26 protein-coding genes are annotated in these 25630 nt (G+C 71.6%); 19 read left to right on the top strand and 7 right to left on the bottom strand.

Features of this window, described 5'->3' with window-relative positions; translation table 11 throughout:
* The first annotated feature begins 87 nt into the window (after positions 1-87).
* Entirely contained in the window at positions 88-1053 is a 966-nt protein-coding gene (locus H295_RS0108710; RefSeq protein WP_020134970.1) for a pirin family protein, read from the top strand.
* 190 nt (positions 1054-1243) lie between these two features.
* On the opposite strand, the gene H295_RS0108705 is transcribed toward H295_RS0108710, so the two are convergent.
* Entirely contained in the window at positions 1244-1837 is a 594-nt protein-coding gene (locus H295_RS0108705) for a TetR/AcrR family transcriptional regulator (RefSeq protein ID WP_020134969.1), read from the bottom strand.
* A 79-nt stretch (positions 1838-1916) separates the two neighbouring features.
* Between H295_RS0108705 and H295_RS0108700 the strand changes: the two genes are divergently transcribed.
* The 6 genes from H295_RS0108700 to H295_RS0108675 all read left to right on the top strand — a co-directional run bounded on the left by H295_RS0108700 (position 1917) and on the right by H295_RS0108675 (position 6951).
* Positions 1917-2840 (top strand): oxidoreductase, encoded by a 924-nt coding sequence (locus tag H295_RS0108700; RefSeq protein WP_020134968.1) that lies wholly within the window; start codon positions 1917-1919, stop codon positions 2838-2840.
* 381 nt (positions 2841-3221) lie between these two features.
* Positions 3222-3389, top strand: coding sequence for a hypothetical protein (locus H295_RS47145; RefSeq protein WP_020134967.1), 168 nt, complete (start codon positions 3222-3224; stop codon positions 3387-3389).
* A gap of 122 nt (positions 3390-3511) precedes the next feature.
* Complete coding sequence (locus H295_RS0108690; RefSeq protein WP_043217227.1) at positions 3512-4648, top strand: molybdopterin-dependent oxidoreductase; 1137 nt, start codon at positions 3512-3514, stop codon at positions 4646-4648.
* Positions 4645-5049, top strand: a complete 405-nt coding sequence (locus H295_RS0108685; RefSeq protein ID WP_020134965.1) for a hypothetical protein — start codon at positions 4645-4647, stop codon at positions 5047-5049. Before H295_RS0108690 ends, H295_RS0108685 begins: the two co-directional genes overlap by 4 nt.
* 154 nt (positions 5050-5203) lie before the next feature.
* On the top strand, positions 5204-5845 hold the full coding sequence (locus tag H295_RS0108680; RefSeq protein WP_051135518.1) for a hypothetical protein: 642 nt from the start codon (positions 5204-5206) through the stop codon (positions 5843-5845).
* A gap of 53 nt (positions 5846-5898) precedes the next feature.
* Complete coding sequence (locus H295_RS0108675) at positions 5899-6951, top strand: NAD-dependent epimerase/dehydratase family protein (RefSeq protein ID WP_020134963.1); 1053 nt, start codon at positions 5899-5901, stop codon at positions 6949-6951.
* A gap of 147 nt (positions 6952-7098) precedes the next feature.
* Here the strand turns inward: H295_RS0108675 and H295_RS0108670 are convergent, their stop codons facing one another.
* Together H295_RS0108670 and H295_RS0108665 are read right to left on the bottom strand one after the other, a co-directional pair.
* A complete protein-coding gene (locus H295_RS0108670; RefSeq protein ID WP_020134962.1) occupies positions 7099-8211 on the bottom strand; it encodes a sensor histidine kinase in 1113 nt (370 codons plus the stop codon).
* Positions 8201-8953: a response regulator transcription factor gene (locus H295_RS0108665; protein WP_028809195.1), complete on the bottom strand. Its 753-nt coding sequence runs from the start codon at positions 8951-8953 to the stop codon at positions 8201-8203. Before H295_RS0108665 ends, H295_RS0108670 begins: the two co-directional genes overlap by 11 nt.
* A gap of 112 nt (positions 8954-9065) precedes the next feature.
* On the opposite strand from H295_RS0108665, the gene H295_RS0108660 reads away from it, so the two are divergent.
* The 8 genes from H295_RS0108660 (at position 9066) to H295_RS0108625 (ending at position 20011) form a co-directional block, all read left to right on the top strand.
* Positions 9066-9863: a glycosyltransferase family 2 protein gene (locus tag H295_RS0108660; RefSeq protein WP_106960802.1), complete on the top strand. Its 798-nt coding sequence runs from the start codon at positions 9066-9068 to the stop codon at positions 9861-9863.
* Positions 9860-10516 carry a TIGR04282 family arsenosugar biosynthesis glycosyltransferase gene (locus tag H295_RS0108655; protein WP_020134959.1) on the top strand — a complete coding sequence of 219 codons (657 nt, stop codon included), beginning with the start codon at positions 9860-9862 and terminating at the stop codon, positions 10514-10516. The genes H295_RS0108660 and H295_RS0108655 overlap by 4 nt, the downstream gene beginning before the upstream one ends.
* Positions 10513-11322: a class I SAM-dependent methyltransferase gene (locus H295_RS0108650; protein ID WP_020134958.1), complete on the top strand. Its 810-nt coding sequence runs from the start codon at positions 10513-10515 to the stop codon at positions 11320-11322. Before H295_RS0108655 ends, H295_RS0108650 begins: the two co-directional genes overlap by 4 nt.
* Entirely contained in the window at positions 11319-12755 is a 1437-nt protein-coding gene (locus H295_RS0108645) for a glycosyltransferase 87 family protein (protein ID WP_020134957.1), read from the top strand. The genes H295_RS0108650 and H295_RS0108645 overlap by 4 nt, the downstream gene beginning before the upstream one ends.
* A 324-nt stretch (positions 12756-13079) precedes the next feature.
* The gene (locus H295_RS0108640) at positions 13080-15932 is read left to right on the top strand and encodes a PQQ-dependent sugar dehydrogenase (protein WP_028809194.1); all 2853 of its coding nucleotides are present in this window, start codon (positions 13080-13082) and stop codon (positions 15930-15932) included.
* Between the two features lie 17 nt (positions 15933-15949).
* Positions 15950-17734, top strand: coding sequence for a ThuA domain-containing protein (locus tag H295_RS0108635; protein WP_020134955.1), 1785 nt, complete (start codon positions 15950-15952; stop codon positions 17732-17734).
* A 214-nt stretch (positions 17735-17948) separates the two neighbouring features.
* Positions 17949-19148 (top strand): glycoside hydrolase family 64 protein, encoded by a 1200-nt coding sequence (locus H295_RS0108630; protein ID WP_028809193.1) that lies wholly within the window; start codon positions 17949-17951, stop codon positions 19146-19148.
* A 77-nt stretch (positions 19149-19225) separates the two neighbouring features.
* A complete protein-coding gene (locus tag H295_RS0108625; protein WP_106960801.1) occupies positions 19226-20011 on the top strand; it encodes a DUF1963 domain-containing protein in 786 nt (261 codons plus the stop codon).
* 31 nt (positions 20012-20042) lie between these two features.
* Here H295_RS0108625 and H295_RS0108620 read toward each other — a convergent pair whose 3' ends face one another.
* Both H295_RS0108620 and H295_RS0108615 read right to left on the bottom strand, forming a co-directional pair.
* A complete protein-coding gene (locus tag H295_RS0108620) occupies positions 20043-20495 on the bottom strand; it encodes an NUDIX domain-containing protein (RefSeq protein ID WP_020134952.1) in 453 nt (150 codons plus the stop codon).
* A gap of 85 nt (positions 20496-20580) precedes the next feature.
* On the bottom strand, positions 20581-20985 hold the full coding sequence (locus H295_RS0108615; RefSeq protein ID WP_020134951.1) for a DUF302 domain-containing protein: 405 nt from the start codon (positions 20983-20985) through the stop codon (positions 20581-20583).
* A gap of 168 nt (positions 20986-21153) precedes the next feature.
* Here H295_RS0108615 and H295_RS0108610 point away from each other — a divergent pair, with 168 nt between their 5' ends.
* The 3 genes from H295_RS0108610 to H295_RS0108600 all read left to right on the top strand — a co-directional run bounded on the left by H295_RS0108610 (position 21154) and on the right by H295_RS0108600 (position 23751).
* On the top strand, positions 21154-22518 hold the full coding sequence (locus H295_RS0108610) for an MBL fold metallo-hydrolase (protein WP_020134950.1): 1365 nt from the start codon (positions 21154-21156) through the stop codon (positions 22516-22518).
* 94 nt (positions 22519-22612) lie between these two features.
* The gene (locus H295_RS0108605; RefSeq protein WP_028809191.1) at positions 22613-22999 is read left to right on the top strand and encodes a rhodanese-like domain-containing protein; all 387 of its coding nucleotides are present in this window, start codon (positions 22613-22615) and stop codon (positions 22997-22999) included.
* The gene (locus H295_RS0108600; RefSeq protein WP_020134948.1) at positions 22996-23751 is read left to right on the top strand and encodes a sulfite exporter TauE/SafE family protein; all 756 of its coding nucleotides are present in this window, start codon (positions 22996-22998) and stop codon (positions 23749-23751) included. The genes H295_RS0108605 and H295_RS0108600 overlap by 4 nt, the downstream gene beginning before the upstream one ends.
* 18 nt (positions 23752-23769) lie before the next feature.
* Here H295_RS0108600 and H295_RS0108595 read toward each other — a convergent pair whose 3' ends face one another.
* Positions 23770-24057 carry a metal-sensitive transcriptional regulator gene (locus H295_RS0108595; RefSeq protein ID WP_020134947.1) on the bottom strand — a complete coding sequence of 96 codons (288 nt, stop codon included), beginning with the start codon at positions 24055-24057 and terminating at the stop codon, positions 23770-23772.
* 81 nt (positions 24058-24138) lie between these two features.
* Between H295_RS0108595 and H295_RS0108590 the strand changes: the two genes are divergently transcribed.
* Positions 24139-24726: a rhodanese-like domain-containing protein gene (locus H295_RS0108590; RefSeq protein ID WP_020134946.1), complete on the top strand. Its 588-nt coding sequence runs from the start codon at positions 24139-24141 to the stop codon at positions 24724-24726.
* Between the two features lie 56 nt (positions 24727-24782).
* Here the strand turns inward: H295_RS0108590 and H295_RS0108585 are convergent, their stop codons facing one another.
* The gene (locus tag H295_RS0108585) at positions 24783-25619 is read right to left on the bottom strand and encodes an alpha/beta fold hydrolase (RefSeq protein WP_020134945.1); all 837 of its coding nucleotides are present in this window, start codon (positions 25617-25619) and stop codon (positions 24783-24785) included.
* Positions 25620-25630: the final 11 nt, after the last annotated feature.

Raw genomic sequence — 25630 nt, 5'->3', positions numbered from 1 at the left:
CGTCCCCGTGCCCTGCGGCCCGCGCCCGCGCCCTGTGCCCGGCGGACGACCTGACGCGAATCGCCTCACGGGACTAGGTTGGGCGCCATGAGCAATCTTGATCGCGAGGCGGTACCCGCCCTGTGCGGTGGCCGCGGCTTCGTGGTGGCGGAACCCGTGCGCGAACTCCTCAGCCCTCGCCACGTCAAGCTCGGCGAGTCCAGCGAGGTGCGCCGGCTGCTGCCCAACCTGGGCCGCCGCATGGTCGGTGCCTGGTGTTTCGTCGATCACTACGGACCCGACGACATCGCCGACGAGCCGGGCATGCAGGTGCCCCCGCACCCGCACATGGGCCTCCAGACGGTGAGCTGGCTGCACCAGGGCGAGGTGCTCCACCGCGACTCCACCGGCAGCCTCCAGACGATCCGCCCCCGTGAACTGGGCCTGATGACCTCCGGCCGCGCGATCAGCCACTCCGAGGAGAGCCCCAGGTCCCACGCCCGCTACCTGCACGGCGCCCAGCTCTGGGTCGCCCTCCCCGACGGGCACCGCCACACCGACCCGCGCTTCGAGCACCACGCCGAGCTGCCGCAGATCACGGCACCGGGGCTCACGGCCACGCTCATCCTGGGCGACCTCGACGGCGCGCGCTCACCCGGCACGGCGTACACCCCGATCGTCGGCGCCGACCTGACCCTGGCCGGCGGCGCGGACGTACGGCTGCCGCTGGAACCGGACTTCGAGTACGCCGTGCTGTGCATGTCCGGCGAGACCCGTGTGGACGGGGTGCCGGTGCTGCCGGGATCGATGCTCTACCTCGGCTGCGGCCGCACCGAACTCCCGCTGCGCGCCGAGTCGGACGCGGGCCTGATGCTCCTGGGCGGCGAGCCGTTCGAGGAGGAGCTCGTCATGTTCTGGAACTGGATCGGGCGGTCGCAGGCGGAGATCGAGCAGGCGCGCCGCGACTGGATGGAGGGGACACGGTTCGGGGAGGTGAAGGGGTACGACGGTGCTCCGTTGCCGGCTCCGGAACTGCCGCCCGTGGCGTTGAAACCACGCGGAAGGGTGCGTTGAGCCGCGCAAGCATCTGAGGTGGGGCTGTGCTGTGGAGGGGCGGGGCGTGCGGGCGGCCGTGGGTGGGTATTGCTGCCGCCCGTCTCTGATGAATGACCCTCAGCCGCTTCCTGAACGGTGACCCCTCTGGTCATCCTGCGCGGCTCTCCTGGGGCTCCCCTGTGGCTCTACTGCGGCTCTCCTGAGAGATCTACTGTGGAGCGCAGCCGCGCAGGGTGGACGCGATCAGGTCGTCCAAGCCGTGCTCAGTCACCTCCGGCGGCAGGACGCCGCTCACCGTCAGGCCGGCGTAGCCGTGCAGCGCCGCGAAGACCGGCAGGCCAATCCGTTCGAGTGGGCCCTCGCGCACTTCGCCCCGTCGCTGCCCGTCGCCGATCAGTTCCAGGAGCTGATCGGACCATCGGTGGGAGGTCGCCCCGAGTGCCTCCGACGCCTGCGGACTGTGCTTGACCGAGAACATCAGGTCGAGCAGTGCGGCGTTGGCCACGGCGAACCCCACGTAGGCGCGGGCCGCGGAATCCAGCCGGTCGGCGAACGCCTCACCCGCGCCTTCCTGTGAGGCTGCGATGGCCTCGGCCAACCGCTCGAACCCGGTCAGCGCCAAGGCGTCCAGCAGTGCCTGCTTGGACTTGAAATGGCGACTCGGCGCGGCGGGGCTCACCCCGATCTCGCGGGCGAGTTCGCGCAGGGACAGCGCGGACGCCCCCCTCTCGCGCAGTGTCTTCTCGGCTCGCGCGAGCAGCGCGGCGGGGAGGTCTCCGTGGTGGTAGGGGCGGTTCGTCATGCCCTCAGCCTAGCCGGGTGTAGACGACGCACACTTTGTTAATGTTGCCTACATTGTGATCGGTGCATACATTGGGGTCATGGCAAAGAACACGCACACCCAGTCCTGGAACACCACCGACATCCCCGACCAGAGCGGCCGCACCGCCGTCGTGACCGGCGCCAACAGCGGCCTCGGCCTAGCCACCGCCACCGCTCTGGCCGCCGCAGGCGCCCACGTCGTCCTCGCCGTACGGGACACCGAGCGCGGCGAAGCCGCGGCCGCGACGGTGGGCGGCAGCGTGGAGGTCCGCCGCCTCGACCTGGCCGACCTCGCCTCCGTGCGCGAGTTCGCCGCCGACTGGCACGGCGACCTGGACCTGCTCATCAACAACGCCGGCATCATGAACGTCCCCGAGGGTCGCACCAAGGACGGATTCGAGACCCACTTCGGCACCAACCACCTGGGCCACTTCGCGCTGACCAACCTGCTGCTGCCGCACATCGCCGACCGCGTGGTGACGCTGACGTCCCTCGCGCACAAGTCCCCGGGCCGTCCGCGCATCCGATTCGACAACCTCGACATGACCGGCGAGTACGGCGCGGTCTCCGCCTACAGCCAGTCCAAGCTCGCCAACCTGCTCTTCACCCTGGAACTCCAGCGTCGGCTCACCGAAGCGGGCTCGCCCGTACGTGCCCACGCCGCGCACCCCGGCTGGGCCGCCACCAACCTCCAGGGACACGACGCCAGCCTGCTGCGGCGCGCCCTCATGCGCCTGGGCAACCGGCTCATCGCCCAGGACAGCCGGGCGGGCGCACTCCCCACCCTGTACGCCGCCGTCCAGGACCTCCCCGGCGCGAGCTATGTCGGCCCGGACGGCATGTTCGAGACCCGCGGCGCCCCGACCCTGGTCGGTCGCTCCCCGGCGGCCGCGGATCCGGAAGCAGCCCGACGCCTGTGGGCGGCCTCGGAGGAGCTGACGGGCGTCACCTTCCCGGAGCCGACCGCGGCAGTTCAGCCCTGAGGCCGTGTACGGCTCCTCCGGTCGGCGATCCTGTGACGGGACGGCCATGTGCCGCTGGGCGGAGGCTGTTGGTCCCCCTTGAGGTTCCGGCCGAGGCGCCGGGGGGCGGGTGAGCCTCTTCGGGGCGTGCGGGAGGTTCTTACGAGACGGTGACGTGGGGGCCGAATCGCTGATGTGTCCTCGTCCCACGGACCACTCTGGCTCTGTCGGTCGGCCGCAGTGGCTGGTTGGCGATGAGTGGAGGGCTACCGCATGAGCAGGCGCATCAGGCGCATCAGGCGCAGGTCGCCGGGGCACGATGACTTCGTTCCGAGTCCGGAGACGTGAATTGACGGGTCGTCAAGTGATCAGCCCCGGAGGGGACTTTCCGTAGACACCGTCGTGCAGAGGCCGCTGCTCAACGAGCAGTTTCTGTACGTGCAGAACGCGACGTCGGGCACGGTCGACGGGTTCCGGATCGGCCGTAACGGTTCGCTCACCAAGGTCACCACTCTCACAGGACTGCCCCCCTTCGCCGAGTCCGGCATGGAGGGCATCGTCGCGGTGTAAGAAAGCGGCCGCCGCGGCACACGGCGCCCCGGAGGGAGATCCTTCCGGGGCGCCGTTATGCGTTCTTGTTCCGTAAGAGTTCGTTTGTTCCGGTAAGGCCGCGCAGCCGGTGGGATGGAGGCATGAAACCACGCGTCACACCACCGGTGTTCAAGGGCGGACTGCACGACGCCCGGACCGCGACGGTGATCGGCCGCTGGCTCGGCCCGGCCTTCGCCGTCTGCTTCCTCACCGGTCTCGTCAGCCACTTCATGCAGCACCCGCCGGGGTGGCTCGCCGACGACATCCCCAGCCGCCCGGTATGGGGATACCGGCTCACCCAGGGACTGCACGTCGCGTCCGGCATCGCCGCGATCCCGCTGCTTCTGGCGAAGCTGTGGACGGTGTACCCGCGGCTGTTCGCGTGGCCCGCGCTGCGCTCGGTCCGGCATGCCCTGGAACGGCTGTCGGTCGCCGTGCTCGTCGCCGGTGCCGTCTTCGAGCTCGCGACCGGGCTGCTCAACACGGCCCAGTGGTATCCGTGGCCGTTCTCGTTCGTACCGGTGCACTACGCGGTGGCGTGGCTGGTCGTCGGAGCGCTGCTGCTGCACATCGCGGTCAAGTCCCCGGAGATCAGGGCGCATTGGAGCCGTCGTTCACCGGGCACGCTCGCCCTGCCGGCCACGGAGGGCCCTGACAGGCGCTCGCTGCTGGCCGCGCTGACCACGGCCGTCGGAGCGGTGACGCTCACGACCGTCGGCCAGTCCTTCACCCCCCTCAAGGACTTCGTCCTCTTCGCTCCCCGCGACCCGGACAAGGGCCCTCAGTCCCTGCCGGTCAATCGCACCGCCGCCGCGGCCGGAGTCGGCCGGATCGCCGACGAGGAGTACCGCCTGACGGTGTCCGGACCGCGGCCGTACACCCTGACACTCGACGACCTGCGCGCGCTGCCGCAGCACGAGGTGGAGCTGCCGATCGCGTGCGTGGAGGGCTGGAGCAAGTCGGCGCGCTGGACCGGCGTACGCGTGGCGGATCTCCTGGACCGGGCGGGCGCGCCCGCACAGGCACGCGTGCGGGTGGTGTCGCTGCAACTGCGCGGCGGCTACCGGGTCTCGGAGATGGGACACCTGCACGCGCGCGACCCGCTGACCCTGCTCGCACTGCGGCTGAACGGTGAGGAACTCGATCCCGACCACGGCTACCCCGCGCGGCTCATCGCCCCCGACCGGCCGGGTGTGCTCCAGACCAAGTGGGTCGGCCGGCTGGAGGTGGTGGCATGAGCACCCTGCGCGTGGCCGTGGGCGCGGCGGGCGTGGCGCTCATGGGCGTCGGGGCTTTCCTGCTGGGGACGGCCGGTGACGTCCCGGACGTCCTCGTATGGCTGGCCGGGGCGGTGGCCCTGCACGACGCGGTGGTCGCCCCCGCGATCCTGCTGACCGGGCTGCTGCTGGTGCGCGGAGGTGTGCGCGGGCCGGTCCGCGGGGGCCTGCTGGTCGCGGGCGCGCTGACGGTGGTGGCGCTCCCCGTGCTGCTGCGACCGGGCCGGACGGCCAACCCGTCGGTACTCCCGCTGGACTATCCCCGCAACTGGCTCATCGCGCTCGGGGTGGTGGCCGCGGTGACGGTTCTGTGGGCGGTGGGGCGGAGGTTGGGGCGGGGGCGCAGTCGTCGTGACGACTGAGTGCGTCGCGGTCGGGGCGCGGTCGGCATGGCGACCGGTTTCGGATCGGGTCGTCTGACGGGTGCCTTACGGGTGCCTTACGGGTGCCTTACGGGTGCCTTACGGCGTGCGGGCAACCGCGTCGGAGCGCCCGGCCGCGTCCTAGCGTCGCCGCATGCGACCCTTTCGAACGTTGTGCGTGCTGCTCGTGGTGACCGCCCCGCCCCTGCTCCTGGCCGTCGCGGGCCTGGTGCATCCCCGGCATCTGACGACGGCCACGGCCGGCCGGTGGGCCGGGTTGCACGTCGTCCTTCTCCCGGTCTTCCCCCTGCTGGTCCTGGGGTTGCTGGTGCCGTTGTGGGGCAGGCCGCGCCGTGACGTCGAGGGAGCGTTGACGCTGCTCTCCTGGGCGGGGTGTCTCGTCTTCGCCGCCTACTACTCCGGTCTGGACGCCGTGGCCGGCATCTCCGCCGGCACCGTCGTGGATCACGGTGTCCACGGGGCGGCGGGGCACCTGTTCGCCATGGGGGACCGACTGGGCAGGGCCGGGGTGTACGGGCTGGCCGTCGCCTCGTTCGCCACCTGCGCGGTGCTGTGGCGCAGGCACGGCGTGCGGGTGCTGCCGGGTGCGGCGGTCCTGGCCGTCGCGTGCTGGTCCTTCGTGGACAGTCACATCTTCTGGCCCAGGGGCGTGGTCACGATGACCGGATTCGCCGCGGCTTTCGCCCTGCTGACCCTGGCCACGTGCCGGCCGAATGAGGTTGCGGGGAGGCCGAACGGGGGAGCGGGGAGGCCGCCAAGGCTTACGAACCCCTGACGTTCCCGGTGCGAACGCACCGCGAGCGGATGTTCCGCCCTACCGTCGGGGCCATGCTGATCCTGGTCACCGGAGGTGCGGGCTTCATCGGCTCGCACATCGTCACCGCTCTCGTCGACGCAGGGCACGAGGTGCGCGTCCTCGATGCCCTGCTGCCCACCGCCCACCGCACGCCCCCGACCATTCCCCCAGGGGTGGACTGGCGGCACGCCGACGTCCGCGACAGGGATGCGGTGGCCGACGCCCTGCGGGGCGTGGACGCTGTCTGCCACCAGGCAGCCATGGTCGGCCTCGGCAAGGACTTCGCCGACGCCCCCGACTACGTGGGCTGCAACGACCTCGGTACCGCCGTCCTCCTTGCGGGCATGGCCGAGACCGCCGTACGGCGTCTGGTCCTGGCGAGTTCGATGGTGGTCTACGGCGAGGGACGCTACGCGTGCGCGCGGCACGGAGTCGTACGGCCCGGTCCGCGGCTGCCCTCGTCCCTGGAGGCCGGCGACTTCGAGCCGCCGTGCCCGCACTGCGGTGCGGCGCTGGCATCCGGGCTGGTCGGGGAGGACACCCCGGCCGATCCGCGCAACGTGTACGCGGCCACCAAGCTGGCCCAGGAGCACCTCGCCGCCGCGTGGGCGCGGGCCACCGGCGGTCGGGTGGCCGCCCTGCGCTATCACAACGTGTACGGCCCTGGCATGCCGCGCGACACCCCCTACGCCGGGGTCGCCTCCCTGTTCCGGTCCGCGCTCGCCCGCGGTGAGGCACCACGCGTCTTCGAAGACGGCGGACAGCGGCGGGACTTCGTCCACGTACGGGACATCGCCGACGCCAACCTCGCGGCACTGGACGGAACGTACGCCCTGCCCGAGGGCGGGCTGCGGGCCTACAACGCGGGCAGCGGACAGCCGCACACCGTGGGGGAGATGGCGGCCGCACTGGCCCGGGCGTACGGCGGCCCCGAACCGGTGGTGACGGGGGAGTACCGGCTCGGCGACGTCCGCCACATCACCGCCTCCTCGCAGCGACTGCGCGACGAACTCGGCTGGAAGCCGAGGGTTGAATTCGGGGACGGGATGGCGGAGTTCGCGACGGCGGTGCTGCGGGCGGGGTGAGCCGGAGGGGGTGTCCCGCGGGGAGGGGCATCCGCGGCTCGCGTTCGTTGCGCGCCTTCCCCGCGGAGGGCTCGTCGCGCGTCTTGCCGGGCCCCGGCCCACGGCGTGGCTCTCCGCGGCCGTGTCCGCAGCCCGCCCCGTCCGGCCTCAGACTGCCGCCGGCAGATGCACCTCGAACCGGCACCCGCCCGGGACGTTGCTCACGGCCGCCCGCCCCTGGTGGGCCTCGACGATGCCCCGCACGATGGCCAGTCCGAGCCCCGCCCCGGCCGGCGGGGTGCGGGCGTCGGTGCCGCGCCAGCCGGTGTCGAAGACTCGGGGGAGATCCTCCGGGCGGATGCCGCCGCAGCCGTCGGTCACGGACAGCACGACCTGGTCCGCCTCCCGGCGGGCCGCGACCGCGACCGTGCCGTCGGCCGGGGTCCGGCGGATCGCGTTGACCAGCAGGTTGGCGAGGACACGGGACATCTCGCGGCCGTCGACCTCCACCGGCACCGGTTCGACCCCGTGCCCCACGAGCCGTACCCCGTGTTCCCTGGCCAGCGCGTCGACGCCGGCGATGGCGTCGCCGACGAGGTCGTAGACCGACATGCGGGCCGGGGTCAGGGTGAGCACGCCGGCCTGGATGCGGGAGAGCTCGAACAGGTCGCTGACCATGGAGCTCATCCGCCCCACCTCGGCGCGGATCCGGGTGTGGTAGACGCGCGGGTCGTCGACCATGCCGTCTTCCAAGGCCTCCGTCATCGCCTGGAGGCCAGCCAGCGGAGTGCGCAGGTCGTGGGAGATCCAGGCGACCAGCTCGCGTCGGGAGGCCTCCAGCGCCCGCTCGCGTTCCCTGGAGGCGGCGAGCCTGGCGCTGGTGGCGGCCAACTGGCGGCTCAGGTCGGCGAGTTCGGCGGTGGGCGCGGCGACGGGCGGAGTGAAGCTGCCGTCGTCGCCGAGGGCCCGGGTGGCCTCGGTCAGCTCCCGGCTTCCCCGCACCACGCTGTGCCCCAGCAGGAGGGCCACGACGAGCGAGACGACGGTGGCCATGGCGCACACCATGGTCACCACCCACAGGTCGTGGTCGGACAGGAACATCGCCCACGACACGAGCATGGTCCCGGCGAGCATCGCCGCCACGGTGACGGCGGCGACCACGGCCAGGGACACGGCGACGGACCGGTGCCGCAGCACCCGCAGGGCCGCCACGCCGACCAGTCCGGCACCGGCCGCGCCGATCGCGGCGTAGAGCGCTATGAGCAGCGTGTCACCGAGCATGACCCACCTCGTCCTCCTGCGCCTGGGGGGCGTCGAAACGGTAGCCGATGCCCCACACCGTGCTGATCAGCCGCGGGCTGGCCGGATCGTCCTCGATCTTCTCGCGCAACCGTCGCACATGCACCGTGACCGTGGACAGATCGCCGAACTCCCAGCCCCAGACCCGCTGCATCAACTGCTCCCGGCTGGTGGCCTGACCGGGGTGCCGGAGGAAGAACTCCAGCAGGTCGAACTCCCTGATGGTGAGGGCCAGTTCGACGCCGTCGCGGGTGGCTCGGCGCGCGGCGGGGTCCAGTGCGAGGGAGCCGGCCCGCAGCCAGGGCTCCGCCGCGCCGTCGGTCCCAGGCGTCCCGGGGTCCCCGGGACGTGCGGCCGGCGGTGAGCCGGCCCGGCGGAGCACGGACTCCACGCGCAGCACCAGTTCCCGGGGGCTGAACGGCTTGGTGACGTAGTCGTCCGCGCCGACCTCCAGGCCGAGGACACGGTCCTCCTCGTCGCCGCGCGCGGTCAGCATGATCACGGGCACGGGGCCGGTCAGGCGGATACGGCGGCAGACCTCCAGTCCGTCCATGCCGGGCAGCATCAGATCCAGCACTACGAGGTCCGGCGGCCGGGCGGCGGCCCGGGCCACGGCGAGGGGGCCGTCGTCGGCGACGTCGACGTCGAATCCGGCCCGGCTCAGATAGCCGGCGACAACCTCGGAGACCGTGGGGTCGTCGTCCACGACGAGTACATGTTTCACCCTTTGAGTCTCACACCGGCAGGTCTTCGGCGGAGAACGCCGCGGGCGACGTCAGGGTTCCGTAAGGACAACGAATCCCTTATGTCTGTTTTGTGTCCGTAGGGTGAGTGACGTGATCGAGACACCCCCTTCTTCCGTGGACGTCGTGCTGCCCTGCCTCGACGAGGCCCAGGCCCTCCCGTGGGTGCTGGAACGCATCCCGCCCGGCTGGCGGGCCATCGTCGTCGACAACGGCTCCTCCGACGGGTCCCCCGACATCGCCCGGCAGCTGGGCGCGTACGTCGTCCACGAGCCGCGGCGCGGATTCGGCGCCGCCTGTCACGCCGGCCTTCTCGCCGCCACCGCCGACACGGTCTGCTTCTGCGACTGCGACGCCTCCCTGGACCCCTCCTTGCTGCCCGTGGTCGCCGGACCCGTCCTGGACGGGACCGCGGACCTCGTCCTCGGCCGCCGCAGGCCCACCGCCCGTGGGGCCTGGCCCGTGCACGCCCGCGTGGCCAACATGGAGCTCGCCCGCCTGGTCCGCCGCCGTACCGGACTGCGTCTGCACGATCTGGGCCCGATGCGCGCGGCCCGCAGGGAAGCGCTGCTGGCCCTGGACCTCACCGACCGCCGTTCCGGCTATCCCCTGCAGATGGTGGTCCGTGCCGCCGACGCCGGCTGGCGGGTGGCGGAGACCGACGTGCCCTATCACCCGCGGACGGGCCGCTCGAAGGTCACCGGCACCTGGCGCGGCACCTGGCAGGCCGTACGCGACATGCGCGCGGTCCTCGCCGAACTGCCGGCCGCGGCCTCGACTCCGGCCGAACTACCGACCGTGGCCCCGACGTCGGCCGAACTGCCGGCCGAGCAGCTGGTCGTCACCCCGACTCCGGCCCCAGGTGAGGGCATTGCGGGAGCTGCCCGGTGAACGCCCCTTCTGCTACGGCGAGTTCGGCCACCCTGCTGGTCATCGCCAAGGAGCCGGTGCCGGGGCGGGTCAAGACCCGTCTGACCCCTCCCTACACCCCCGAGGAGGCGGCAGCCCTGGCCGAGGCCGCGCTGACCGACACGCTCCACACCGTCCTCCAAGTCCCCGCGCGGCGCCGGATCCTCGTCCTCGACGGAACCCCCGGGCCCTGGCTGCCACCCGGATTCGAGGTCCTGCCCCAGACGGACGGAGGCCTCGACGAACGTCTCGCCGCCGCCTTCGAACACTGCGACAGCGGCCCGGCGCTCCTGGTCGGCATGGACACCCCGCAGCTCACCCCGGACCTGCTGGCCGGCGTCGGCCGCGACGGGCACGACGCCTGGTTCGGCCCGGCAGCCGACGGAGGCTTCTGGGCCCTGGGCTTCGCCGACCCGGCCCGCTGCGGTGCGCTGGTGCGGGGCGTCCCGATGTCCACCGAGCGCACCGGAGCCGTTCAGCGCGGCAGACTCGTGGCGGCGGGACTGACGGTCGGCGACCTGCCGACGCTCCGTGACGTGGACACCGCCGCCGACGCGGCCTCGGTCGTCACGTCCTGTCCGCCCGGGTCCCGCTTCGCCGCCGTTCTCGCCTCCCTCGCGGAGACGGTCCGATGAGCGGCACGGCGGCCGGGACGGCCGTAGTCGGCCACGCCCCCTCGGACGCCGCCGGTCCGGCGGAGACCTTCGGACCAGCCGAGGCCGTCGGACCAGCCGAGACCTGGACGGACGACCTCTACGGCCGCGCCCTGCACACCGGCCGGGGCCCGCTGTTCCTGCGCCGCGTCGCACCGCTGCCCGACGCGGCGACGGCGCTGCTGCCCCTGGACGTGGAGCGCTTCTGCGCCCCGCCCGACGCCGCCGACACGGCCGTACTGCACCGCTGCCGGGGCCCCGTCCTGGACGTCGGCTGCGGCCCGGGACGCCTGGTGGCCGCACTCGCCGCCATGGGCGTACCGGCACTCGGAGTGGACGTCAGCCCTGCCGCCGTGGCGCGCACCCGACGGCACGGCGGAGCGGCCCTGCGCCGATCCGTCTTCGACCGGCTGCCCAGGGAAGGCCGCTGGGCCACGGCCCTGTTGATGGACGGCAACGTCGGCATCGGCGGCGATCCGGCGGCACTGCTCGCCCGCCTGCGCCATCTGATCCGCCCCGGTGGCCGTCTGCTGGTGGAAGCCGCTCCGCAGGACGTGGACGAACGCCTCGTCGTCCGCGTCGAGGACGGTGACGGCCGGCACGGGCGGCCTTTCCCCTGGGCCCGCGTCGGCACCGCCGCCCTGCGGCGCGCCGCCGACGCCACCGGGTGGGTCTCCACCGGCAGTTGGACCACCGACGGCCGCGCCTTCCTGGAACTCGGCCGCCCGCACACGGGGCTCCTGGCCGTACCCGCCCCCGCACCGCACGGAGGGCACCCCCGCCCATGACAGACGCCGCCACCCTGCCCCGCCAGAGCCCGGCAGCCCCGTCCACGCGCCCCTCGGCGTCCCTGTGGATCGCCGGCACCGGGCTCCTCCTCGCAGCCCTGACCGCCGTGGTCGTCGTGACCCTCCAGGCCGGCAACAGGGCGAACGCGTCCGGCCCCTTGCTGGCCGGATACGCCGTGGCCTGGGCCCTGTTCGCCGCCGCCGTGTGGGCCGTCCGCAAGGTCCCGGTCCGCGCCGCGACCGTGCTGGTGCTCATCGGCTCGGCCGCGGTGGCCCTGGCCGGGCTCACCGCACAGCCGCGCACCAGCGACGACATGTACCGCTACGCGTGGGACGGTCGCGTCCAGGCCGCCGGGATCTCCCCCTACGCCCATCCGCCCGCCGCACCCCAACTCGCCCACCTGCGTGACCAGTGGCTGTTCCCCACACAGGAGGAGTGCAAGGGGTGGGGCCTGACCCAGACCCGGAGCGGCCTGTGTGTCCGCATCAACCGGCCCACCGTCCCGACCATCTACCCACCGGTCGCCGAGGGTTGGTACTTCCTCGTGCACACGGTGTCCCCGCCGGACAGCCGGCACAAGCCGCTCCAAGTCGGAGGCGCGGCACTCGCCTTCGGTACGACCCTCGCCCTGCTCCGCGTCCTGCGCCGCCGCGGTGACCCGGGGCGGGCCCCGGCCCGGGCGGCCCTGTGGGCATGGTGCCCCGCGGTCGCTCTGGAGGCGGTCAACAACGCCCACATCGACACCCTCGGCGTCCTGTTCCTCGTGCTCGCCATGGGCACGGCCACGGCGGGGGCCCGCCGGGGCGCGCTGCTGGGTGCCGCGATCGCCGTAAAGCTCCTGCCCGTCCTTGCTCTGCCCGGAGCTTTGTCCGGGCAACGCGGACCGGCCCGCGTCCTGCGGCTGACCGGGGCTCTCATCGCCACCGTCGCACTCGCCTACCTGCCGTACGTGGCGATGTCCGGGCCCGGGGTGCTCGGCTACCTCCCCGGATACCTGCACGAAGAGGGGTACGAGCCCGGCCATGTACGCCGCTTCGCCCTGCTACGGCTCCTGCTGCCGGACGCGGCCGCAGGAGTGGCCGCAGCTGTCGTCCTGGTGGTGATCGGCGTGTACGTGTGGTGGCGCGGGGACCCGGACCGACCCTGGCGCGGCGCACTGCTGCTCACCGGCACCGCACTGCTCCTCTTCTCCCCGAGCTACCCGTGGTACTCCCTGCTCGTGGTCGCTCTCGTGGCCCTGGACGGCCGCTGGGAATGGCTCACCGTCACGCTCGCCGGCACCGCGCTCTACCTCGCGGGCCGTCTCCTGCCCGGTTTCCCCGTGCAGGCCTGGGCCTACGGCACCGCGGCGGTCGCGATCGGCCTCGGTGCCTGTCTGCGGTCGCGGACGAGAGAGCGAGGGAGCGTTGTCGGCGGTGCTTCTCCAGGCTGAGGACGGCTGTCCGGCAAGCCGGGGGTGACGGCCTTGGCTGGGTTGGCCTGAGCCGTGGTCTGTCGCCGTCTCGCGCCCCCTCAACGGCTCTTGTGGCCTCGACGGCCCTTGCTCCCTCGGCGCCCTCGCGCTTTGTCCTGATCATGGAAAAAGTTGAGCGATCTCGCGCCAAAGGGGTTACGCCCACGAAATAAGGCCGCTAACTTCCTTGCACCGGACCGGTCATGTGCATGCAAGCGCGCAGACCGGTTCGACGGCGCGCGCCTGCACTCCCCGAACAGGACCGGTCGGGTCCTGCACATCCCCACGCCTCGGGAGACATTTGTGCGCAAGGAATCCGTCAGACTCGCAAGACCAGGACCCCTCCGCTCGCTGGCACTGGCGCTGGTGTGCGCCGTCGGCTGCCTCGTGCCGGGAACAGCGGCTGTCGCCGCACCGGATTCGGCCGGGCGTGCCGCGGCGGCGGTCGAGTTCCAGCAGGTCACGCTGGCCAAGGGCGTCGCCGAGACGGGTGAGCCCATGACGCTCGCCGTACTGCCGGACAGTTCGGTGCTGCACACCTCGCGCGACGGCACCCTGCGCCGCACCGACAGGGCCGGAAGCACGGCGGTGGTGGGCAGGCTCGACGTCTACAGCCATGACGAGGAGGGCCTGCAAGGCATCGCCGTGGACCCGGCTTTCACCTCCAACCGCTTCATCTACCTGTACTACGCGCCGAAGTTGAGCACTCCGGGCGGCGACGCCCCCTCCGACGGTTCGGCTTCCGACTTCGCGCCCTTCGACGGCGTCAACCGGCTGTCCCGGTTCGTTCTGAAGCCCGACAACACCCTTGACCTGTCCACCGAGAAGAAGATCCTCGACGTGCCGGCCTCACGCGGCATCTGCTGTCATGTCGGCGGCGACATCGACTTCGACGCGGCGGGCAACCTCTACCTGTCGACCGGCGACGACTCCAACCCCTTCGCCTCGGACGGCTACACCCCGATCGACGAGCGCGCCACCCGCAACCCCGCCTACGACGCCCAGCGTTCGGCGGGCAACACCAACGACCTGCGCGGCAAGGTACTGCGCATCAAGGTCGAGGCGGACGGCACCTACTCCGTCCCGAGCGGCAACCTCTTCGCGCCCGGCACCGCCAGGACCCGCCCCGAGATCTACGCGATGGGCTTCCGCAACCCGTTCCGCATGAGCGTGGACAAGGCCACGGGCATCGTCTACCTCGGCGACTACGGCCCCGACGCCGGTACCGCGGCGCCCGGGCGAGGACCCGAGGGCCAGGTCGAGTTCAACCGCATCACCCAGGCCGGCAACTACGGCTGGCCGTACTGCACCGGCAACAACGACGCCTACACCGACTACGACTTCGCCACCAACACCTCCGGCGCCCAGTTCTCCTGCTCCGCCCCGAAGAACACCTCACCGCGCAACACCGGCCTGACCGACCTGCCCGCGGCGCGACCGGCCTGGATCCCCTACAACGGCACGTCCGTACCGGAGTTCGGCGGCGGCTCCGAATCCCCGATGGGCGGGCCCGTCTACCGTTACGACACCACGTCCACCTCCGAGGTCAAGTTCCCCCAGGAGTACGACGGCGACTACTTCGCGGGCGAGTTCGGCCGCCGCTGGATCAAGCGCATCGAGGCCGGCGGTGACGGCACCGTGCAGTCCATCAACGCCTTCCCCTGGACCGGCACCCAGGTGATGGACATGGCCTTCGGCCCCGACGGCGCCCTGTACGTCCTCGACTACGGCACCGGCTACTTCAACGGCGACGAGAACTCCGCCCTGTACCGCATCGAGCACGTCACCGACGGCCTCGCCCCGATCGCCCAGGCCAAGGCGGACCTCACCTCCGGAAAGGCACCGCTCGCGGTCTCCTTCTCCTCGGCCGGCAGCTCCGACCCGGACGGCGGCGCTCTCACCTACGCCTGGACCTTCGGTGACGGCTCGACCTCCACCGCCGCCGCGCCCTCTCACACCTACACGGCCGAGGGGCAGTACACGGCGACGCTGAAGGTGACCGACCCGACCGGCAAGAGCGCCACGGCATCCGTGCAGATCACCGTCGGCAACACCGCCCCCACCGTGAGGATCGACCTGCCCGCGGACGGCCGTATCCACGACTTCGGCGCCGCGATCCCCTTCAAGGTGACGGTGACCGACCCCGAGGACGGCACCGTCGACTGCTCCCGGGTCAAGGTCTCCTTCATCGTGGGACACGACAGCCACGGCCATCCGCAGACCTCGGCGACCGGCTGCACGGGCACGCTGCAGACCCTGGCCGACGGCGAACATGACCCCAACGCCAACATCTTCGGTGTCCTCGACGCCGAGTACACCGACAAGGGCGCGAACGGCCAGCCCGCGCTGACCACGCACGACCAGCACATCGTCCAGCCCTCCCACCGGCAGGCCGAGCACTACGGCGGCTCGGCCGGAGTGGATGTCATCACGCACGGTCCGGCCCACGGCGGCAAGACCGTCGGGAACATCGACAACGGCGACTGGATCTCCTTCACGCCGTACGCCCTCGACAACGCCACCAAGTTCACCGCCCGGGTCTCCTCCGCGGGCGCCGGCGGCACGATCGAGGTACGCGCAGGGTCCCCGGCCGGCACCCTGCTCGGCACGGCGACCGTGCCGGTGACCGGCGACTGGGAGACCTTCCAGGACGTGACCGCGAACCTGGCCAACCAGCCCGGCGGCACCACGCAGTTGTACCTCGTCTTCAAGGGCGGCGCCGGAGCGCTCTTCGACGTCGACGAGTTCTCCTTCACCACCTCCGACGGCGGGCCCCGCTCGGGCGCGGTCAAGGGCGTGAACGGCAAGTGCCTGGACGTCGACAACGCCAACACCGCCGACGGGACGAAGGTCCAGCTCTGGACCTGCAACGGCACGAGCGCGCAGAGCTGGACCGTCGCCGGGGACGGCAGTGTCCGGGCGTTGGGCAAGTGCCTGGACGTCTCGGGCGGCGCCACCGCGGACGGGACGAAGGTCCAGCTGTGGACGTGCAACGGCAGTGGCGCGCAGAAGTGGGCGCCTCAGGCCGACGGCACCGTGCGCAACCCGCAGTCCGCCAAGTGTCTCGACGCGTCCGGCGGTACCTGGAACGACGGCACACCGGTCCACCTGTGGACCTGCCACACCGGCGCCAACCAGAAATGGACCCTTCCGTAGAGAGGAGGCGACTTCACATGCGCAAGCGACTCACAGCGGTCCTCGGCCTGTTCACCGGCCTCGCGCTCTGTCTGGCCCCGCAGGCCACCGCCCTGCCCACCGCGCAGGATCAACCCGCCGGCCCGGCCCGGCAGGCCGCACCGGCCACCGCCCGCCCCGAGGCGCAGGCGGCCGCCGATCCCGCGTACAGGATTCTCGTGTTCTCACGGACCGCCGGATTCCGGCATTCCTCGATCGAGGACGGCATCGCGGCGCTGCAAGCCCTCGGTACGCAGAACAACTTCACCGTGGACGCGTCCGAGGACCCCCAGGTCTTCACCACCGGCAACCTCGGCCAGTACAAGGCGGTCGTCTTCCTCTCCACCACCGGGGACGTGCTCGGTGACGCCCAACAGACCGCCTTCGAGCAGTACATCAAGGGCGGCGGGGGCTACGTCGGCATCCACGCGGCCGCCGACACCGAGTACGACTGGCCCTTCTACGCGGGCCTGGCAGGCGCCCTGTTCCAGTCCCACCCCGCGATCCAGTCCGCCACCGTCAAGGTGGAGGACCGGGCCCACGACGCCACCGCCCACCTCGGAGCCACCTGGCAGCGCACCGACGAGTGGTACAACTACCGCACCAACCCCCGCACCACCGCCCATGTGCTGGCCTCCCTGGACGAGTCCAGCTACACCGGCGGGAACATGTCCGGGGACCACCCCATCGCCTGGTGCAAGGACTACCAGGGCGGCCGGGCCTTCTACACCGGCGGCGGCCACACCGAGGAGTCCTTCAGCGATGCCGCCTTCCGCCGTCATCTGCTCGGCGGTGTCCGCTGGGCCGCCGGCATGACCGAGGCGGACTGCCGTCCCGAGACCGGCTACACCCCCCTGTTCGACGGCACCTCCACCACCGGCTGGAGGCAGGCCGGCCCGGGCGGCTTCACCCTCGCCGACGGCAGCCTCACCTCCTACGGCGGACTGGGCATGCTCTGGTACGCCGCGAAGGAGTTCACCGGCGACTACAGCCTCAAGCTCGACTGGAAGATGGCCGGCGACGACAACTCCGGTGTCTTCCTGGGCTTCCCCGCCTCCGACGACCCCTGGTCGGCCGTGGACAACGGCTACGAGATCCAGATCGACGCCACCGACGCGGCCGACCGCACCACGGGTGCCGTGTACGGGTTCAAGTCCGCCGACCTCGCGGCACGGGACGCCGCGCTGAACCCGCCGGGGGAGTGGAACACGTACGAACTCAAGGTCACCGGCGAACGGTTGGAGATCTACCTCAACGGCGTCAAGGTCAACGACTTCACCAACACGGACCCCGTCCGCAGTCTCCAGCAGGGCTACATCGGTATCCAGAACCACGGCGACGGCGACGACGTCACGTTCCGCAACATCCGGATCAAGCCGTCGGGCGACACCCCGCCCGGTCCCCGCTCGGGCGCGGTCAAGGGCGTGAACGGCAAGTGCCTGGACGTCGACAACGCCAACACCGCCGACGGGACGAAGGTCCAGCTGTGGACCTGCAACGGCACGAGCGCGCAGAACTGGACCGTCGCCGCGGACGGCAGTGTCCGGGCGTTGGGCAAGTGCCTGGACGTCTCGGGCGGTGGCTCGGCCGACGGGACGAAGGTTCAGCTGTGGACGTGCAACGGCAGTGGCGCGCAGAAGTGGGCCCCGCAGGCCGACGGGACCGTGCGCAATCCGCAGTCCGCCAAGTGTCTCGACGCGTCCGGCGGTACCTGGAACGACGGCACACCGGTCCACCTGTGGACCTGCCACACCGGCCCGAACCAGAAATGGACCCTTCCCTGACGCCCTGAACAGCCGTCAGCCACGGGTGAGTTGAGGGTGGGGGTCACGCGGAGCGTGCTTCGCGCGACCCCCACCCTCAACGCGATCCACCGGTATCGATGCGCATTTGATGCGTGAACCGTTGACATGCACGTAACCACGATGTCACTTTGAGAGCGCTCTCAGAACAGGTACGGACCAATCTCCCCCAGTGCCCCCCACACGGAGGTGGAGCGTGCTCAGGAAGCTCACTCGCCGGATCACGGCGCCAACGGTGGCGGCCGCGCTGCTCGGCGCCGCCCTCACAGTCCTCGCACCGACTTCCGCCGACGCGGCGGTGCCCGCCACGATCCCCCTCAAGCTGACCAACAACTCCGGCCGCGGGGACGCGGTCTACGTCTACACCCTGGGTACCCTGCTCAGCACGGGGCAGCAGGGCTGGGCGGACGCGAACGGCACCTTCCACGCCTGGCCGGCCGGCGGCAATCCGCCGACGCCGGCGCCCGACGCGTCCATCGCGGGACCGGCGAACGGGCAGACGAAGACGATCCGTATCCCGAAGTTCTCCGGCCGGATCTACTTCTCCTACGGCCAGAAGCTCGTCTTCAAGCTGACCACGGGCGGCCTGGTGCAGCCCGCGGTCCAGAACCCGTCCGACCCGAACCGCAACATCCTCTTCAACTGGTCCGAGTACACCCTCAACGACTCCGGCCTGTGGATCAACAGCACCCAGGTGGACATGTTCTCCGCCCCCTACGCGGTCGGCGTGCAGCGCGCGGACGGGAGCACGCTCGCCACCGGCCACCTCAAGTCGGGTGGCTACAACGGGTTCTACAACTCGCTGCGCAACCAGGCGGGCGGCTGGGCGAACCTGATCCAGACCCGCTCCGACGGCACCGTCCTGCGTGCCCTCTCACCCACCTACGGGCTGGAGACGGGAGCGCTGCCCGCGTCGGTGATGGACGACTACATCAACCGCGTATGGCAGAAGTACGCGACGACCAACCTGACGGTCACCCCCTTCACCGACCAGCCGAACACCAAGTACTTCGGCCGCGTGTCGGGCAACGTCATGAACTTCACGAACAGTTCGGGCGCCGTCGTCACCAGCTTCCAGAAGCCGGACGCGGCCAGCGTCTTCGGCTGCTACAAGAACCTGGACGCGCCCAACGACCAGGTGCGCGGCCCCATTTCACGCACCCTGTGCGCGGGCTTCAACCGCTCCACCCTCCTGGTCAACCCGAACCAGCCGGACACCGGAACCGCGAACTTCTATGTGGACTCGGTGACCAACCAGTACGCGAAGAAGATCCACGCGCAGATGGCGGACGGCAAGGCCTACGCCTTCGCGTTCGACGACGTCGGCAATCAGGAGTCCCTCGTCCACGACGGCAACCCGCAACAGGCCTACCTGACACTGGACCCCTTCAACTGACGGATCCTGTCGATGACATGGTGCTGAGCCGCTCCTCCTGGGCTCCGGTGTCAGTGGGCCCTGGCACGATCGCGGTCATGACTTTCTCGCTTCAGCAGGAACTCGTGCTTCGAACGGCCCGAAGCCATGGCGTCCCGGAGCCGGTCGCCCAGGAGATGCTCCGAAGCGCGCGGCCGTGCCTGCACCTGGTCCCCTTCCAGAACCTGACGCCTGCTCAGCAGGAAGAGGCCCGCCCGGCCGCGCGCACAGGAGGTCTGCCCGCCCTGCCGGACGGCGTGGACTGGCCCGACGGACGCGAACCGCTGGTCCTGACGGTCGACTGCGCGGCCCTGCCGTCCGGAGCCCTGGACATCGAACTGCCGCGCGACGGAAGGCTGCTGTTCTTCACCGAGATCGAGTACGAGCCGGAGTCGTCGGTGGTCCTCCACATCCCCGCAGGGGTGCGGACCACGGAACGTTCGGCGGCGTATGACATCGAGGGGGATCCGGCGCAGGTCACGGTCTATCAACCGGACGACCTGTACCCGGTGCCGGGACTGACGTGGGCGCCCGACTGGCGCGACGCCCCCGGGACCAGTGCCTTCCTGGACGGCGGCGCGGACCGGGACGACCTTCTGGACGACTTCGAGGACGCCGCCCGAACTGCGGCAGCGGGCGGCGCCTCGCACGGAGTCGACGTCCAACTGGGCGGTTTCTCCAGCCCCTGGCAGTTGGCGCCGGACGAGGGCGAGCTGGTTCTGCTGGCGCAGATCCACGGTCAGGCGATCGACCACACCGTCTACACCCAGACCCTGATCGTCGGCCCCCGGGACGACATCGCCAAGCGTCACTACGAGGCCCTGGAGTTCGAGCAACAGGTCTGAGCGCGAGGCGACCAGGGTCTGGGCGACCCGGCTACGGCGCTCCTGCCTCCAGGCGGTCCAGCCAGGCGTCCTGGCCGTCCGCCAGCGGGAAGGACAGGGGCAGCGGCTCGAAACGGCAGTGGAACGTCATGCCGTTGTCGCGCCCCGCGCCCGTCACATGGTGGTCCCACGCGTCCGGGACATCTGCGTCGTCGTCCACCTCCAGTTCGAAGAAGGTGGTGTGGCGGGGGAAACGCCGGATCGGGTGCGGAGTGTGCTCTTCCGCGAGAGGGCGCACCACCCGTACGCAAGTCAGCCCGCACTCCTCCGCGACCTCCCGCAGTACTGCCTCCTCCAGCGGCTCCTCCGGGGCCACACCACCCGCCGGGACGTGTGTGCCGGGCGGCAGGTCCGCGTCGTGGTCGAACACGAGCAACTCGGACCGTCCCGCGCGGCGGCGCAGCACGTAGGCGGCCACCCGGATGCGCAACGTCATCTCCCGCATCCCCGAAGCGTAGGGGTTGCGCACTCAAGGGTGCGATGGCCCGCTTGTCCGTCGACAGCGGATGCAGGCGCGGGCCCGGCGTGCGTCAGCTGCCCGTGCCGGCTGCGACGAGTGAGGCGAGGGCGGCGTCGAGGCGACGGGTGGCCTCCTCGGCGACGGGGCGCAGGGCGTCGATTTCGGTGAGGGCGACCATCGTGTTCGGGTCGAGGGCCTGTACCGCGGTGTGGTCGCCCTCGCGGCGGACGACGACGTTGCAGGGCAGCAGCAGGCCGATGGAGCGGTCCGTCTCCAGGGCGCGGCGGGCGAGCGGCGGGTTGCAGGCGCCGAGGATGACGTAGTCCTCCATCTCGTGGCCGAGCTTGGCCTTGAGGGTGGCGGTGACATCGATCTCGGTGAGGATGCCGAAGCCCTGGGCGGCGAGGGCGTCGCGGGTGCGGGCGACGGCGGTGGCGAAGTCGGTGTCGAGGTGCACGGTGCGGTCGTAGCGCATGACGGTGGTCCTTCTGGTCGGCTCGGGTGGCGGGTGTCCTGCCGTGTGCGAGGCACTCGTGAAGCGTTTTCCGGCTCTTTCCCGCCTGTGAAAATACCCCCGGGGGTACCCATGCTACGGTCGTAAGCATACCCCCGGGGGTAATTCTTCGCTGGAAGGGAGTGCCAGGTGTTCTTCGTCGACACGATCGAGGTGTCAGGGCTCGGCAACCGCAGCTATCTCGCGGGTGGTGAGCGCGCGGCGGTGGCGGTGGATCCGCCGCGTGACATCGACCGGGTGATCGCCGCGGCGGCGCGGCGCGGGGTGCGGATCTCGCACGTGGTCGAGACGCACGTGCACAACGACTACGTCACCGGCGGCCTCGAACTGGCCCGGGTCACCGGTGCGGACTATCTCGTCCCAGCCGGGGCCAGGGTCTCCTTCGTGCGGACACCCGTACGGGACGGCGACCGCGCGGAGATCGACGCCGCTTCCGCACTGGCCCTGCGCGCCGTGGCGACGCCCGGGCACACCCCGCACCACACCTCGTACGTGCTGGAGGAGGGCGGAGCCGAGGTCGCGGTGTTCACCGGCGGCTCGCTGCTGATCGGCACCGTCGGCCGACCCGATCTGGTCGAGCCCCGGTTGACCGAGACGCTCGCCCGCGCCCAGCACGCCTCGGCCCGACGGCTGGCCGCCGAGTTGCCCGACGAGACGGCAGTGCTGCCCACCCACGGGTTCGGAAGCTTCTGCTCGTCCGCGCAGACCGAGGGCGGTGACACGACCATCGGCAAGGAGAAGGTGTCCAACGAGGCGCTCACACGGGACGTGGACACATTCGTCGCCGAGCTGCTGGCGGGCCTGGACGACATCCCCGCCTACTACACGCACATGGGGCCGGTCAACGCCGCCGGACCCGCGCCGGTCGACCTCACCCCGCCCGCTGTGGCGGACGCCGAGGAGATCGCCGCCCGGCTCGCGGCGGGGGAGTGGGTGGTGGACCTGCGCCACCGGGTCGCCTTCGCCGAGGGGCATGTGGCGGGCTCGTTCAACTTCGAAGCGGACGGGCAGCTCGCCACGTACCTGGCCTGGCTGATCCCCTGGGGCAAGCCGGTCACCCTGCTCGCCGAGTCGGCCGGGCAACTCGCCGCCGCACAGCGCGAGCTGGTGCGGGTCGGCCTCGACCGGCCGGCGGCCGCGGCGACCGGCGGACCGGCCGACTGGACGCGCGAGGGCGAGTCGCCGGCCACCTTCGCGCGCGCCTCCTTCGCCGACCTCGCCGCACGAGCCGGGGACGGTGCGGTCGTACTGGACGTGCGGCGGGCGTCGGAGCGGGCCCGGGGACACATCGAGGGCTCGGTCCACATCCCGATCCACACCTTGCACCGCCGTCTCGACGAGGTTCCCGACGGCGAGGTGTGGGTGCACTGCGCCGGTGGCATGCGCGCCGCCGTCGCAGCCTCCCTGCTGGACGCCGCGGGCCGTCACGTCGTCGCCGTGGACGACTCCTTCGAGGCCGCGGAAAAGGCGGGGCTCGTCCTCGAGAAGCCCTGACGGCGCCGAAGGCCGCAGCAGCCCGCCGATCCTCACCGACGACACGACGACACGACGACACGACGACACGACGACACAGGAGCCAGGAACAGAGATGAGCATCTTGCGACGAGGCCGGGGTGGCCCGGGCCGGGTGAGCGTGAAGGAGGCGGCCCTGCGCACCGGGCACGACAAGACCGCCGGCGGTGGGCATGCCGTGCTGCTGGATGTGCGGGAGCCCTACGAGTGGCAGGCGGGGCACGCCCCGCTGGCCGTGCACCTGTCGCTGTCCGCGCTGGCCGCCGGGGCCGCCCTGCCCGCCGAGGCGCAGGCCCGGCCGCTGGTGGTGATCTGTCGTTCGGGCAACCGCTCCCGCGCGGCCGCCGAACTCCTCGTGGCGCGCGGTGTGCAGGCCGTGGACGTGATCGGCGGAATGCGGGGCTGGGCCGCGGCGGGCCTGCCGGTGGTGGACGCCCGTGGCGGGAACGGCTCGATAGCGTGAGCGCGGTCGTGCTCGCCCTGGTCGCGGGCGCCGTGATCGGGCTGGCACTGGGCGCGCTCGGGGGCGGCGGGAGTGTCCTGGCCGTCCCGGCGTTGATCTACCTGCTCGGCTTCAGCCCGGTCGGAGCCACGACGGCGAGTCTGGTCATCGTCACGCTCACGTCGGTCACGGCGATGGTCGCGCACGCCCGCGAGGGGCATGTGCGCCGACGTACGGGGCTGCTGTTCGCGGCGGCCGGGATCGGCCCGGCGATGCTGGGCGGCGCGCTCGCCGCGGATGTACCGGCGGGCGTGTTGACTGCCGCCTTCGCCCTGGTCGCGGGCATGGCCGCGGTGCGCATGCTGCGGTCCCGGCCGTCCGCGAAGTCCGCGGAGGGTGCCGCGACGGTACGGCCGGGGCGGGCGGCGGCGGCCGGTGCCGGACTCGGCGCGGTGACCGGTGTGCTCGGTGTCGGCGGCGGCTTCCTCGCCGTACCGGCGCTGGTCGGGGTGCTGGGCATGCGGATGCGCGATGCCGTGGGCACCAGCCTGCTGGTCATCACCGTCAACTCGCTGGCCGCGCTGTCGATGCGCGCCGACAGGGTCGAGGGCCTGGACTGGGCCGTGGTCGGGCCGTTCATCGCCGCCGCGATCCTCGGGGCCTGGGACGGCAAGCGGCTGGCCGCGAAGGTCACCGGGCACACGCTCCAGCGGATCTTCGCGCTGGTGCTGCTGGCCGTGGCGGGCTTCATGCTGATCGACGCGGTCGCGTGACGCGGCTCGCCCGACGTGTCACGCCAGGGAGAGGAACAGCTTCTCCAGACGGGCGCGCATCGCCTCCGGGTCCTCGCCGTTCCTGCGGCCGGACTCCATGTCGGTCAGGCACTGTTGCAGGCCGGTGGCGATGATCGCGAAACCGGCCCGGTCCAGCGCGCGCGAGGCGGCGGCGAGCTGCGTGACGACGTCCTCGCAGTCACGGCCCTCCTCGATCATGCGGATCACTCCGGAGATCTGACCCTGCGCCCGGCGCAGCCGGTTCAGCACGGCCTTCAGGTCCGCGCCCTCAAGCTCCAGTTCCACGACTACTCCTCCAAAAATACCCCTAGGGGTACTGTACGTCCCGGTCCGGGACGGCGTCGACCATCAAGGATCACACCTGTCATGACTCACTCCCCGACCCCCGCCGCGCTCGCCACCGAGCAGGCCCGCACCCGACTGCACGAACTGACCGTCATCGACGTGCGTACGCCTGCCGAGTACGCCTCCGGTCACCTGCCGGGCGCGCTGAACATCCCTCTGGACCAGGTCCGGCGGGCGCTGCCGGAGATCCGGCGCGCAGCCGAACGCGGCGACGTCCTCGTGGTGTGCGCCTCCGGGGCCCGCTCCGAGAAGGCCCACAGAGAACTGGCCGAGCAGGGCATCCCCACGGCGACGCTCACCGGCGGCACCGGCGCCTGGGCGGCCGAGGGCCACGATCTGCACCGGCCCGCGGCCTGCGACACCCGGTCCCGCTGGAGCATGGAACGCCAGGTGCGCTTCTCCGCGGGCGTCCTGGTGCTCCTCGGCCTCGTGCTGGGCCTCCTGGTCCACCCGGCTCTTCTGCTGGTCTCGGCCGGCATCGCGGGCGGCCTGGTGTTCTCCGCCCTCACGAACACCTGCGGCATGGCGGTCATGCTCGCCAAGCTGCCGTACAACCGCCCCCGCGCCGCCGATCTGGACGCCGCGATCGCCGCCCTGCGCGAACGCTGAACCGGTTTGGCGTGTCCTGTTCCCGCTGTGCCTGCGGTGTGGGGCGGTCATGCGCCTCAAGCGGACTCGGCATCCCGGCCGAGGCCCACCCAGGCGAGTACGGTCCGGGCGAACTCGCCCGGTATCTGCTCCGGCGCGGCCACATGCCCGTCGGACAGGACCCGTGTCTCACAGCCGAGAGCGGCCGCGAACTTGGCGAGTGAGGGAAGGGAGTAATGATCGTCCGGCGCACACACCGCGAGGGTCCGCGCGGTGATGTGCGGCAGCCGGGTCTCCATGGCGTAGCGGCGCAGCGACTCGTGCCCCTCTTCCACCCGGTCGAGCACGGTCAGTGCGTCGATGACGTAGCGGGTCAGCGGGGCTTCCTCGCCCGACCGGTAGAAGCCGCGCCGTCTGTTCCACAGGTCCAGAAGATGGGAGCCGTCCGGCTTCGGGTCCACGTGGTCGACGCCGCCGTGCCCGCCGCCGCTGCGCTTCGCCTCGTCGACGAACGCCGCCGCCGACAGCATCAGGCTCGCGACGCGGTCCTGGAACCGGGCGGCGACCTCGACGGCGATGACCCCGCCGGTGTGGTGTCCCACGAGATGGAAACGGTCGAGGCCGAGTGCCTCGACGAGGTCGGTCACCCCGTCGGCGAAGCGTTCGACGGAATGGGGGCCCTCGGGCTTCGCGGAGGCCCCGAAGCCGAGGGTGTCCATGGCGATCGCCCGATGCCGGGCACCGACGAGAGGGAGCACGTCCAGGTACTCCGTCCAGGAGCGCGGCGTCTGGTGGAGCAGCAGCACCGGTTCGCCGTCACCGCACTCCACGTAGTGCAACTGGCCGAAGCGACTCGGCACATACGCTTTGTGCAGCGTGCTCGTGCCCGGGTGGGGGAGCGGGGTGTACGTCATACGTGGATCGC

Origin of the sequence: Streptomyces sp. 351MFTsu5.1, assembly GCF_000383655.1 — a bacterium.
GTDB classification, from domain to species: domain Bacteria; phylum Actinomycetota; class Actinomycetes; order Streptomycetales; family Streptomycetaceae; genus Streptomyces; species Streptomyces griseorubiginosus.
Note: the sequence above shows the minus strand (reverse complement) of the source record. Positions and strands in the feature narration are given on the sequence as shown.

What these genes read in the sequence shown, in the direction of transcription:
- H295_RS0108615 (WP_020134951.1), bottom strand. Translation starts at nt 20,985, where the DNA reads ATGCGCTACGACCGCACCGTGCACCTCGACACCGACTTCGCCACCGCC.
- H295_RS0108625 (WP_106960801.1), top strand. Translation starts at nt 19,226, where the DNA reads ATGACTTTCTCGCTTCAGCAGGAACTCGTGCTTCGAACGGCCCGAAGC.
- H295_RS0108605 (WP_028809191.1), top strand. Translation starts at nt 22,613, where the DNA reads ATGAGCATCTTGCGACGAGGCCGGGGTGGCCCGGGCCGGGTGAGCGTG.
- H295_RS0108700 (WP_020134968.1), top strand. Translation starts at nt 1,917, where the DNA reads ATGGCAAAGAACACGCACACCCAGTCCTGGAACACCACCGACATCCCC.
- H295_RS0108710 (WP_020134970.1), top strand. Translation starts at nt 88, where the DNA reads ATGAGCAATCTTGATCGCGAGGCGGTACCCGCCCTGTGCGGTGGCCGC.
- H295_RS0108635 (WP_020134955.1), top strand. Translation starts at nt 15,950, where the DNA reads ATGCGCAAGCGACTCACAGCGGTCCTCGGCCTGTTCACCGGCCTCGCG.
- H295_RS0108650 (WP_020134958.1), top strand. Translation starts at nt 10,513, where the DNA reads ATGAGCGGCACGGCGGCCGGGACGGCCGTAGTCGGCCACGCCCCCTCG.
- H295_RS0108620 (WP_020134952.1), bottom strand. Translation starts at nt 20,495, where the DNA reads ATGCGGGAGATGACGTTGCGCATCCGGGTGGCCGCCTACGTGCTGCGC.
- H295_RS0108645 (WP_020134957.1), top strand. Translation starts at nt 11,319, where the DNA reads ATGACAGACGCCGCCACCCTGCCCCGCCAGAGCCCGGCAGCCCCGTCC.
- H295_RS0108705 (WP_020134969.1), bottom strand. Translation starts at nt 1,837, where the DNA reads ATGACGAACCGCCCCTACCACCACGGAGACCTCCCCGCCGCGCTGCTC.
- H295_RS0108585 (WP_020134945.1), bottom strand. Translation starts at nt 25,619, where the DNA reads ATGACGTACACCCCGCTCCCCCACCCGGGCACGAGCACGCTGCACAAA.
- H295_RS0108680 (WP_051135518.1), top strand. Translation starts at nt 5,204, where the DNA reads ATGCGACCCTTTCGAACGTTGTGCGTGCTGCTCGTGGTGACCGCCCCG.
- H295_RS0108675 (WP_020134963.1), top strand. Translation starts at nt 5,899, where the DNA reads ATGCTGATCCTGGTCACCGGAGGTGCGGGCTTCATCGGCTCGCACATC.
- H295_RS0108685 (WP_020134965.1), top strand. Translation starts at nt 4,645, where the DNA reads ATGAGCACCCTGCGCGTGGCCGTGGGCGCGGCGGGCGTGGCGCTCATG.
- H295_RS0108690 (WP_043217227.1), top strand. Translation starts at nt 3,512, where the DNA reads ATGAAACCACGCGTCACACCACCGGTGTTCAAGGGCGGACTGCACGAC.
- H295_RS0108590 (WP_020134946.1), top strand. Translation starts at nt 24,139, where the DNA reads ATGACTCACTCCCCGACCCCCGCCGCGCTCGCCACCGAGCAGGCCCGC.
- H295_RS0108670 (WP_020134962.1), bottom strand. Translation starts at nt 8,211, where the DNA reads ATGCTCGGTGACACGCTGCTCATAGCGCTCTACGCCGCGATCGGCGCG.